Below are 11,379 nucleotides of genomic sequence, written 5' to 3'. Positions count from 1 at the left end.
AATCGCTTAAGTTGTTGCTGTTCGAGTTTCTACCCAATTGATGATGGTGTCCGCTTCCTGAAGACCGACCGATGCTACTGTTGAATTTGGATTGCCATCGTAACTCATAGATAGATGTAGGATATCATAGGCTGAGACAAAGGTTGTAAGCAATTTTCTATCCAGTTTTCCTAGATGTTCTTTATACCAGCCGACATCTTTGCGGCCTTTGCCTTTTTTGCCTAAGAATTCATCTAAAACTAATAAAATACCCGCGTAGGCTGTATGGCCTGCCATTTTAACGTACTTCGTGTCCTGATAATATCCGTCTTCCTTGCGCGCCTTGTCCCGTAAAATTTCCCGCGCATTATCGATGTATCGTTTAGCTTCCTGTATTGATGCCATATTTGTGGACTCTGCTTTTGGAATGAACTTGGCCGTAAAAATAATAGTTTACTGCAGTTTAATAAACAATAATTCGCCTGGTAGATACAAACAGCATTAGCCTTAACAACTAAGAGCAATAAAAAGCTTTATTCATCATTCCCTCGACACCGTTCCCGTAATGTAGCCGTAGGGTTCGTCGGTAGCGATGAAAATCTCATTTTTGTTTTCCATACCAAATTGCTCCAGGTTGAATAAGATATGGTGTTTATTGGGGAGTTTAAGGGTTATTTCGCTGACTTCAGCATTTTCGTTCAATACCGCTTCGCCCATCGCCAGCAGGGTCTGTTGAACCGATAGACTTTTATGATGCGCGAATGTTTTCAGCAGCGTTTCGCGAATTTTAGTAAAGAGGGCTGTATAATCAGGATGTTGTGCGGTGTAGGTCCAGGTGGCTTCGCACTGCGTAGCGAAAATGCGATCAGGGGTTTCTTTCAACGTAGTATACTGATCCTTACTATACCCTTCAAAACCCGAATCAGTCGTTTTCAGAATCAGCAGGTCTTTAAGGCCAGACGTAACGGTTACGCTGTCGGCTGTCTGTGTAATAGTCGTGGTACGTTTCTCGGAAGCACCGCCAACGTAAGCATGGTGATGGAGCTCGCCATCGAAAGCCATGCGCGTCCAGGGATGTTCAATGATGCTGATTGTTACCTGCGAAACCGGCGGGTTATTGTTGATGAAATGATTCGCTACATACAGGCCGAAGGTTTCGATGGAGTCCGTAAAATGCTCTTTTGCAAGTGCGTAAATGGTATTTTTCTGCGTATCGGTGGGGAGAATCTTCGCGTTATCACCGATTGTATGCGCCGTGTCAAAATCGCCTTCCAACGATACGTTGACTGAGATCTGCCTGAATTCATGGTAGGTAGGATGCCGAATGATTTTAGATAAATTGATGGCATTCTTACCGTACGCATTTTTTTTCAACGTAAGCTTCATGGTTGTTTCGGCTGTTTTGGGTAGTATTAGCCTCTAGTATAGTGATTAATTCCCTATTTTGAATCATATGAGTGAGTTCGCGATTCGGAGCAATGCGGTTCTTACGCCAACGGGAAGCCGACCGGCAGTTGTCCTGATCAAAGAAGGTATGATTGCCGATGTCGTATCCGACCTGCCACAAGGTTTTGCTGGCAACGTAATCGACATTCAGGATCGCGTATTGATGCCGGGCGTTATTGATCCGCATGTGCACATCAACGAACCGGGCCGAACGGAATGGGAAGGCTTTGATACGGCAACGCGCGCGGCTATTGCGGGCGGGCTGACTATGCTGGTTGATATGCCGTTGAATTCGTCACCCGTAACCACCACAGCAGAAGCGTTCGACCAGAAACTAGCGGCTCTTCAGGGAAAGCTGCATACGAATTGCGGTTTCTGGGGTGGACTCGTGCCCGGGAATACGGACGAAATTAAACGACTGATCGATAAAGGGGTTTTGGGTTTCAAGGCATTTCTAACGCATTCCGGTATCGACGAATTTCCGAACGTAACGGAGGACGACCTCCGAAAAGCCATGCCGATCATCGCTGAATATGGCTTACCGTTGCTGGTGCACTGCGAATTATCGACGGATGAGGTGCTGGCCACTGGCGATGCCAGATCACACCAGAACTACCTGGCATCCCGTCCGAAAGAATGGGAAGATAACGCCATCGATATGATGATTCGCTTGTGCGAAGAATACACTTGTCGAACGCACATCGTGCATTTGTCGTCGGCGAACTCCATTGAACCGATTGCGAAGGCAAAAGAAAAAGGTTTGCCGTTGACGGTCGAAACCGGGCAGCATTACTTATTTTTCAACGCAGAGGCTATTCTGGATGGGCAAACCCAATTCAAATGTGCTCCGCCGATACGTGAAAAAGTAAATAATGATCAGTTGTGGGAAGCCTTAAGAGCCGGAATCATCGATTTTGTCGCCACTGATCATTCGCCCGCTCCGCCTGATTTGAAGCAAATGCAGCGCGGTGATTTTATGAAAGCCTGGGGCGGGATTGCATCGTTGCAACTGGCCTTGCCGGTATTATGGACAGCCGCCCGAAAGCGGGGTTTTACCGTATCGGATATGGCCCGGTGGCTTTGTGAAAAACCTGCCGAATTAGCCGGATTGTCGCAGCGAAAAGGACGCATTGCACCCGGCTACGATGCTGATTTACTGGTCTGGAATCCGGAAAAATCATTTACCGTTTCGGAAGACAGGCTGCAGCACCGACATAAGATGACTCCGTATCTAAACGAGGTGTTGTATGGCGTTGTCGAGCAGACGTTCCTGAGTGGCGTTCAGGTTTTTGATGAAGGCCACTTCACTACGTTAAATGCCGGAAAACTTATCATGCGTTAAGTCAATGAATGTCTATTTGCAGCGGGCCGTGAACGTACTGACAAAAATCAACGAACTGGCGTCGATCAGCGAAGACCCTGCGGGCATTACCCGAACGTTTGGCACCGCTACGTTTCAGCAGGGAAGTCGCGTGATTCAGCAGTGGATGGAGGACGTTGGTTTACAAACGCGAATCGACTCGATTGGTAATGTGCGAGGCAGGCTGGAAAGTTCGAATGCTGGTGCCAAAACGTTTGTCATAGCCTCGCACATGGACACGGTCGTGAACGCCGGAAAGTTTGACGGACCACTGGGCGTGATCATGGGAGTAGATCTCGTTGATCAACTCGTTCGATCAGCCAAACCACTGCCATTTCATATTGAACTGATTGCATTCAGTGACGAAGAAGGGGTTCGATTTCATACTACGTATCTCGGCAGTAAAGTCGTTGCCGGTTCGTTTGATCCAGACCTTCTCGATAAAAAAGATGATTCGGGTAGTACGCTGAGCGAAGTGATTCAGCTCATGGGTAACGACGTAACGCAGCTACCGGCGGATGCGATTGCGCCCGATGATTGGTTCGGTTATTTCGAGATTCACATTGAGCAGGGCCCCGTCTTATACGAACGTAACGTACCGGTAGCCGTTGTCACGGACATTGCTGGTCAGAAACGTATCGAAATTACATTTACGGGAATGGCTGGTCATGCGGGAACGGTTCCAATGACGATGCGTCAGGATGCTCTCTGTGCAGCGGCTGAATTTGTTCTGGAAGTAGAAAAGCTGGCCGCTACTCAGGTGAATCTGGTCGCTACGGTAGGCAAGTTGAACGTAGTGAATGCTGCCAGCAATGTGATTCCCGGCGAAGTCAGTTGCAGTCTGGATGTTCGGAGTAACGATGAAGCCGTTCTAATGTCAGCGTATCAGCAATTGCAGCAAATTTGTCTGGACATTGGGCACAAACGGACTGTTCAGGTTGATTGGGGTTTGATTCAGGAAACGGCTTCCGTTGCCTGCGACAAGGGCATGAGTGAACTACTCGAACAGACTATTCAACGTAGTGGCTATGATGTAATACGTTTAGTCAGCGGAGCTGGCCATGATGGGGTGCCAATTTCACTGGTTGCACCAATCGCCATGCTGTTTGTGCGTTGTTTCAAAGGAATTAGTCACAACCCACTCGAACATGTTGACCTAACCGATATGGCTGCGACACTACAAGTTGCCGATACATTTATGAAATACTTACTTGAACAATAATTTTCTGTCATTCCGACGAAGGAGGAATCTCAATGTTGTGCATTAGTCAAGCTTGAGATTCCTCCTTCGTCGGAATGACAGAAAGCCTATAAACTCATCAGAAATAAACAGTATGGAAATTTCAGCACTTACCCGATCTGTCGTTAAACGGAATCATGCCGTCATCAGTCCCGATGGCTACATCAATAGTCGCGTGCCGGGTTGGGACAATTGCACGGTCAATGTGATCATCAACGAACAGATGGGCGCTCATCTCTGTCAGACGCTCATCACGTTAAACGAGATTAGTGTACTGACAGGGGCTACACTACATTCACAACTGTTCTTTTATGTAGTTGAAGGCCGGTGTACTGCCACAGTTGGAGGAGAAACAAACACGTTAGAAAAAGGCCAGTTCGTTTACATTCCAATCGCCAAAGAGTACAAAGTTGACAAGCCAGAGCCGGGTACTCAACTGTTGACGTTTCATAAAGTCTACGAAAAACTGGATGGGTACGACGTACCACCCGTCATCTTCGGAGATGCTGCGAACATTGAAGGACCAACGTACCTGGGCGATGCTGCGCTACGTTTACAGGTGCTCTTGCCAGATACGTTGGCGTTCGATATGGCGGTCAATATTTTTACCTACGATCCGGGTGGACATCTGCCATTTGTCGAAACACACATTATGGAGCATGGCCTGATTTATCTGCAAGGGCAGGGGGTGTACATGCTCGACAAAGACTGGTATCCGATCAAAAAAGGGGATTCGATCTGGATGGCACCGTACTGCCAGCAGTGGTTTACGGCCATGGGCAAAGAACCAGCGGTTTATATTTATTACAAGAATGTGAACCGCTTCCCAACGACTGTATGATCCTGCCCGAATTAAATGAATTGCCGGTTTCGCAGCTCAAAGAAGCTCTCGCTACGTGTTGTGGCTCAACGGCCTGGCTAAATGAGATGGCAAAAATTTTTCCAGTCGAGAGTAAAGAAAGTCTGTTCGAACAAGCCGAAATTATCTGGTTTGCCTGCTCCCAAAGCGACTGGCGGGAAGCGTTCGAGCATCACCCTAAAATTGGCGACATCAATTCGTTACGTGAAAAATTTGCCAATACTAAAGCCTGGGCATCGGGCGAGCAATCGGGCGTGTCTACGGCATCGCAGGACGTACTGGAAAAGCTGGCCGAAGGCAATCGACTGTACGAAGAGAAATTCGGGTATATTTTCATCGTGTACGCTACCGGAAAATCTGCCGACGAAATGCTGGACATTCTGGAATCAAGATTACCTAATTCACCCGAAGAAGAAATCCTGATTGCCATGCAGGAGCAAAATAAAATCACTAAAATCCGGCTGGAAAAATTGCTATCGACATGAGCCCGATCACCACCCACATTCTCGACACAACCCTCGGAAAACCAGCCGAAGGCGTTTCTATTACGTTGTGCCGTCATCAACAAAACGATTGGATGGAGCTTGCTCAGGGAAGTACCAACTCGGATGGACGTATCAGTAACTTACTGTCGGAGGCCATTCCATCCGGTACGTATAAATTGCGGTTTGAGACACAGGCTTATTTCGATAAACTGGGTGTTACTACGTTCTATCCGTTTGTCGACATTACGTTCTCCGTAATCACCGGCGAACATTATCATATTCCCTTGCTACTAAATCCGTTTGGCTATTCAACCTATCGGGGTTCGTGATAACTAGTACTGCTCCGATTTAATTCTTATTACCGGTACCACGGGTTTTAACCCGTTCGGGAATCGACCCAAAAAACGGGTTAAAACCCGTGGTACCTTTTTCTCAAACCATTGAATTGGTCAACTCCTAGTCATATATCCTCATTCACTTGTAAACGGTCGATAACGAACAATGACTACCGATGAACACAAATTACTTTATACAAATGAATATAAACGCAGCGCGTCTTCAGCATTTCTTCGAGGTATCAAGTGAAATTGGAAAAATTGGCGAAACGGGTATGTGTCGCCCTGCCCATTCTCCTCTGGAAAAACAGATGTTTGAACAGGCTAAAGGCTGGATGGAATCGTCGGGCTTAACGGTACGTATCGACAGTCTTGGTAATCTGATTGGGCGACTGAAAGGCAAAAATCCGGATGCGCCCATATTGATGACTGGCTCTCATTTGGATACGCAGCCATACGGTGGCCGGTTCGATGGCATATCGGGTGTATTGTGCGCGATTGAAGCCGTTTGTACCATTGCCGAAAAAGGAATCGTACCCGAATGCAGCATTGACGTCATTGCCTTTGCCGATGAAGAAAGCTGGCGATTTAACAAAGGTCTTTTTGGGTCGCGCGGCATTCTGGGGAAACTGGAAGACGGTGAGCTGCAACGGAAAGACAAAGACGGCGTAACGCGTGAGCAGGCCTTACGTGATTTCGGCTGCGACATCACCAAATTCAACGAAGATCAATATGCTCCCGGTAGCATTCGTTGCTTCATTGAGCTGCACATCGAGCAGGGGCCGGTGCTTGACAAATCAAACAAACCCATTGGTATTGTCAGTGGTATTGCCGGACCGCTGTTGCTAAGCCTGAACCTGAAAGGAATGGCCGGTCATGCGGGTTCGGTACCTATGCCGTTACGTAAAGACGCCTTGCTCGGTGCCGCAAAAGTTGTCGTGGCAGTCAATGAAATCGCGTCACAGTTTACGCCTGCGCCAACGGTGGGGACGGTCGGTACGCTAAACGTGTTCCCGTCGTCACGTAACATCATCCCCGAAGCCGTTAACATGACAATGGAGTTCCGGGATATTGACATGGTTCGTCGGGATACCTGCGAACGGCAATTAAAGGAGGCCATTGAGGCTATTTCGCAGCAGCACGGACTGACCTACGAACTCACGGTCGATACGGATATTAAATCAAGCTATTGCGCTGACTGGATTAAAGATACGATTCGGGAAAGTTGTGTCGAGCTGGGTTTAGATGCGCCGGAGTTGGTCAGTGGCCCTTTCCACGATGCGCTCGTGATGTCAGAAGCCTGCGATTATGGGATGATCTTTGTTCGATGCAAAGACGGCATTAGTCATAATCCATTGGAATACGCGTCTTACGAAGACCTGGCTTTAGGGAGTGAAGTACTTTATCAGACCATCCTGAAAATAGTGGGTTGATCCGAAGAAATTTGTCCGAAACGACAATCCCTACCAATAAACGGTGGGGATTTTTTGTTGAAAACGAAAATTTTTTATGATAGCTAGTGCACTTATTGCCAGGAGATTAGTCGATAAAAGTGAAGATGGCGCTACGTCTTTTCTGAAAAAGTTTGCGATTTGTTAAAGTAAAAGAACATCACTAACCGTCATCCCTATCAAAGCCCACAACCAGGAAGTAAGGGCGCTGAAAAGACGGCAGATTTTTCATTGTCTACCTCAGTTGCATCGGTCTTTCGGCTACACAGGACTTTTATAAACCATTAAAACCATTAAAATCATAAACAACATGAACATCATTTGGAGAGTAGCGGGCGTGGCCCTGGCGGTCGGATTGGCCCTGTTTCTGTTAACCCTCATCATAAAAGTTCTGCTGGTCGGGGCTGGTTTATTTCTGCTGGCCCGGGTGGTAGGACCACGTTTGATGGGTGGCCGGGCATTTGGACCATTGGGTCGCGGGGGGTGGCAGTCGTCAACCATCATTTCGATTGACAATCCGACGTACCGTTCAGGCGTGACCAGAGCCAGTTATGAACGCGTCATTCCCATTGGCTAAGCCAAAAACGAGTAAACAATCAAAAACAAATCAGTAAACACAAGACAAAACACAACCATGTATAATAAACAAGCATTCGAAACCGGTAATAGAGGTAATTGTGGCCCGTGGGGGCGTGGTAAGTTTGGTGGTCCTTTTAACCGTGGCAAGTTCGGTGGTTTCTGGGGGCGCCACATGGGCGAGTTCCATCAGGTACCGGTTAATATTGAAGAAACCGATGGGGAATACGTTATTTCCTTATTTGCAGCCGCTTTAGTGAAAGAAAACGTAAAGCTGGCCGTAAAAGACGACGTACTGACCATTTCATATCAGGGTACCGACCAATCAGATATTGCCGAGTCCAGTGCAACGGGTACTTATACGTATCAGGAACACAGCAATCGTTCGTTTGAGCGGTCTTTTCAGCTCAACAATAAAGTGATCACGGAAAGCATTTCGGCTAGTTATGCCGATGGCGTTCTGAAAGTGGTACTCCCAAAGAATCCTGAGACGAATAAGCCAGCTCAGACGATTACTGTGGCATAATTGTGCCACTGGATATAAGTAAAAAAGCCAGCCCTCAAAATAGGCTGGCTTTTTGTTATCATACAAGTCTCTTTAAAACAATATTACCGTCTAAGATCGCCACGGATCTCACCAGCAGGATATTGCGTCGTATGCAGATTCGCATAATACTGGTTGTTCTTCATCCGGTAAATCTGCAAGGGCGTTAAGGCCGTTGTGCTGGCGATAATTGGTGACGTTAGGCTAGGAAATGGAATGTCAATTCCACCTGTACCGTCCGTTCTGGTTGTATCGATCCGGTGTAGGTGTCCCATTGTTGGCGTTAACCCTGTATACGTAACCGTATAGCTCAAAACGCGCGTTGTTTCATTCAACTTACCCACAAACGCACCAGTTGCTGTTGACGTTGTTGAGGTTGGTTTTTCGCTGGCGCCGTTTAGGGTAGCCGTAAACGAAGTTGGCGGAGTAACTCCCAAACCGACCGTGTATGGATTCTCTTCATCAAGGCACGAAGTAAGCGTTAATCCGACTGCCAGCAGCGCTGCTATGGATAGAAAAATGTTTCGTTTGTACATAGGATGTTAGCGTTTGTAGATCAAATATGCAGGATAAGCGAGGGATTGCAATGTGATTCGGTAATTTAGAATGATTATCGTTTTGGTGTCACTTATCAGCAAATAAACAGATTGAGCGGGCCTGTTGTTAAGAGATAGTACCGACTATTTATCAACGAATCGGCGGATTAGCGTGCAATATTTCCAAAACGTTCCAGAATCTTCTAATTTTGATCCGCTAACTGGAATCCATTTTAGGCATTCGTTGGTTGTTTTTATAGAACGTACTTTTCAGTAACCTGTTATTCCTACTTGCTATGGCTTTTGATTTAGACATGATTCAGCGCGTTTATGCAAACCTCGGCGAACGCGTCGAAGCAGCCCGGCAGGCAGTGGGCAAACCGCTGACTCTGTCGGAAAAGATTTTGTATAGTCACCTCTTTGCCGGTATGCCTACACAGGCGTTCGAGCGGGGGAAAGCCTACGTGGATTTCGCACCCGACCGGGTGGCCATGCAGGACGCAACGGCCCAAATGGCGTTGTTGCAGTTTATGCAGGCGGGTCGGCCGCAGGTAGCGGTTCCGTCAACGGTTCACTGCGATCACCTGATTCAGGCCGAAGTCGGAGCCGAGCAGGATCTGGACATTGCCAAAAATAAAAACAAAGAAGTGTACGACTTCCTGTCGTCTATTTCGAACAAATACGGTATTGGTTTCTGGAAACCCGGCGCGGGGATCATTCACCAGGTGGTGATTGAAAACTACGCCTTTCCGGGTGGTATGATGATTGGTACCGATTCGCACACGCCCAACGCGGGTGGTCTGGGCATGATTGCCATTGGCGTGGGTGGAGCTGATGCCTGTGACGTCATGGCGGGACTGGCCTGGGAATTGAAAATGCCGAAACTCATTGGCGTTAAGTTAACGGGTAAGCTAAGTGGTTGGGCATCGGCCAAAGACGTAATTCTACGCGTAGCGGGTATCCTGACTGTAAAAGGCGGGACGGGCTGCATCGTTGAATATTTTGGCGAAGGGGCTGAAAGTCTGTCAGCGACGGGGAAAGGCACGATCTGTAACATGGGTGCTGAAATCGGTGCGACAACGTCGATTTTCGCCTATGACGAGAAAATGGCCAACTACCTGAAGGCTACCAGCCGGGCCGATATTGCCGACGCAGCCGATGCTGTTAAAGCGGATCTCCGGGCCGACGAAGAAGTGTATGCTGATCCGGCTTCGTATTACGACCAGCTTATTGAAATCAATCTGTCGGAACTGGAACCCCATATCAACGGTCCGTTCACACCTGACCTGGCCTGGCCAATATCAAATTTTGCCAAGGCGGTGAAAGAAAACGGCTGGCCCGAAAAACTGGAAGTTGGTCTGATCGGTTCGTGCACGAACTCCAGCTATGAAGACATGACCCGTTCGGCGTCGATAGCGGCCCAAGCAACCGCTAAGCATTTGAAAACCAAAGCTGAATTTACCGTTACACCGGGTTCGGAACTGGTTCGTTTTACGGCTGAACGTGATGGACTGCTCGATACGTTCGAAGAAATTGGTGGTGTCGTGCTGGCCAATGCCTGTGGACCCTGTATTGGCCAATGGGCACGGCATATGGACGATCCGACCCGCAAAAACTCGATCATTACGTCGTTTAACCGGAACTTCGCCAAGCGGAACGACGGAAACGCCAGCACCCACGCCTTCGTGGCTTCCCCCGAAATCGTAACGGCATTAGCCATTGCCGGTGACCTGACGTTTAACCCAATGACGGATACCCTGACCAACGAAAATGGTGAGCAGGTGAAACTCGATGAACCGCAGGGAATCGAGCAGCCTGTAAAAGGCTACGCCGTTGACGATGCCGGTTATCAGGCACCGGCTGCGGATGGCTCCAGCGTACAGGTAATCGTTTCGCCAACCTCCGACCGACTGCAACTGTTGGCCCCATTCGCGGCCTGGGAAGGTACTGACATCAAAGGGCTGAAACTGCTGATCAAAGCGAAAGGCAAGTGTACCACCGACCATATCTCAATGGCGGGTCCCTGGCTGAAATACCGTGGTCACCTGGACAATATCTCGAACAACATGCTGATCGGCGCGGTAAACTTCTACAACGAGAAGACCAACACCGTAAAAAATCAACTGACGGGCGAATATGGCGAAGTTCCTGCCGTGCAACGAGCGTATAAAGCCGCTGGCATCGGGTCGATTGTCGTGGGTGACGAGAACTACGGGGAAGGCTCATCCCGCGAACATGCGGCTATGGAGCCTCGTTTCCTGGGTGTTCGGGCCATTCTGGTACGTTCCTTTGCGCGTATCCACGAAACGAACCTGAAAAAGCAGGGTATGCTTGCTTTAACATTCGCCAACCCGGCGGATTATGACAAAATCCAGGAAGATGATGTGATCGATATCGATGGATTAACGGAGTTTGCTCCAGGTCGTCCGCTTGAGATCGTGCTGCACCATGCTGATGGAACGACCGACGAATTCGCTGTTAATCATACCTACAACGAAGGTCAGATCGAGTGGTTCAAAGCAGGCGCTGCGTTGAACATCATTCGGATGAAGCAAAACGCGTAACACG

At 48.3% G+C, this 11,379-nt stretch carries 12 protein-coding genes; 9 read left to right on the top strand and 3 right to left on the bottom strand.

Annotation, left to right across the window (positions count from 1 at the left end):
* Positions 1-6 precede the first annotated feature (6 nt).
* Positions 7-384 (bottom strand): DUF5618 family protein, encoded by a 378-nt coding sequence (locus tag IC230_RS16180; RefSeq protein ID WP_191040078.1) that lies wholly within the window; start codon positions 382-384, stop codon positions 7-9.
* A 135-nt stretch (positions 385-519) separates the two neighbouring features.
* Positions 520-1,365 (bottom strand): factor-independent urate hydroxylase, encoded by an 846-nt coding sequence (pucL, locus tag IC230_RS16175; protein WP_191040077.1) that lies wholly within the window; start codon positions 1,363-1,365, stop codon positions 520-522.
* Between the two features lie 67 nt (positions 1,366-1,432).
* On the opposite strand from pucL, the gene allB reads away from it, so the two are divergent.
* The 8 genes from allB (at position 1,433) to IC230_RS16135 (ending at position 8,257) form a co-directional block, all read left to right on the top strand.
* Positions 1,433-2,767: an allantoinase AllB gene (gene allB, locus IC230_RS16170; RefSeq protein WP_191040076.1), complete on the top strand. Its 1,335-nt coding sequence runs from the start codon at positions 1,433-1,435 to the stop codon at positions 2,765-2,767.
* Between the two features lie 4 nt (positions 2,768-2,771).
* Complete coding sequence (locus IC230_RS16165) at positions 2,772-4,007, top strand: allantoate amidohydrolase (RefSeq protein ID WP_191040075.1); 1,236 nt, start codon at positions 2,772-2,774, stop codon at positions 4,005-4,007.
* A 112-nt stretch (positions 4,008-4,119) separates the two neighbouring features.
* The gene (gene allE, locus IC230_RS16160; protein ID WP_191040074.1) at positions 4,120-4,866 is read left to right on the top strand and encodes a (S)-ureidoglycine aminohydrolase; all 747 of its coding nucleotides are present in this window, start codon (positions 4,120-4,122) and stop codon (positions 4,864-4,866) included.
* Positions 4,863-5,369 carry a 2-oxo-4-hydroxy-4-carboxy-5-ureidoimidazoline decarboxylase gene (gene uraD / locus IC230_RS16155; protein ID WP_191040073.1) on the top strand — a complete coding sequence of 169 codons (507 nt, stop codon included), beginning with the start codon at positions 4,863-4,865 and terminating at the stop codon, positions 5,367-5,369. Before allE ends, uraD begins: the two co-directional genes overlap by 4 nt.
* Positions 5,366-5,698: a hydroxyisourate hydrolase gene (gene uraH / locus IC230_RS16150; RefSeq protein WP_191040072.1), complete on the top strand. Its 333-nt coding sequence runs from the start codon at positions 5,366-5,368 to the stop codon at positions 5,696-5,698. The genes uraD and uraH overlap by 4 nt, the downstream gene beginning before the upstream one ends.
* A gap of 206 nt (positions 5,699-5,904) precedes the next feature.
* Positions 5,905-7,137 (top strand): M20 family metallo-hydrolase, encoded by a 1,233-nt coding sequence (locus IC230_RS16145; protein WP_191040071.1) that lies wholly within the window; start codon positions 5,905-5,907, stop codon positions 7,135-7,137.
* Between the two features lie 328 nt (positions 7,138-7,465).
* Positions 7,466-7,732, top strand: a complete 267-nt coding sequence (locus IC230_RS16140; RefSeq protein WP_191040070.1) for a hypothetical protein — start codon at positions 7,466-7,468, stop codon at positions 7,730-7,732.
* 57 nt (positions 7,733-7,789) lie between these two features.
* Positions 7,790-8,257, top strand: a complete 468-nt coding sequence (locus tag IC230_RS16135) for an Hsp20/alpha crystallin family protein (RefSeq protein ID WP_191040069.1) — start codon at positions 7,790-7,792, stop codon at positions 8,255-8,257.
* An 83-nt stretch (positions 8,258-8,340) separates the two neighbouring features.
* Here IC230_RS16135 and IC230_RS16130 read toward each other — a convergent pair whose 3' ends face one another.
* On the bottom strand, positions 8,341-8,811 hold the full coding sequence (locus IC230_RS16130) for a CHRD domain-containing protein (protein WP_191040068.1): 471 nt from the start codon (positions 8,809-8,811) through the stop codon (positions 8,341-8,343).
* Between the two features lie 296 nt (positions 8,812-9,107).
* Here IC230_RS16130 and IC230_RS16125 point away from each other — a divergent pair, with 296 nt between their 5' ends.
* Positions 9,108-11,375, top strand: a complete 2,268-nt coding sequence (locus IC230_RS16125; RefSeq protein WP_191040067.1) for an aconitate hydratase — start codon at positions 9,108-9,110, stop codon at positions 11,373-11,375.
* The last annotated feature ends 4 nt before the right edge of the window (positions 11,376-11,379 follow it).

This window comes from Spirosoma validum, from assembly GCF_014699035.1.
Lineage (GTDB): Bacteria > Bacteroidota > Bacteroidia > Cytophagales > Spirosomataceae > Spirosoma > Spirosoma validum.
This window is presented reverse-complemented; position numbering and strand designations above follow the sequence as displayed.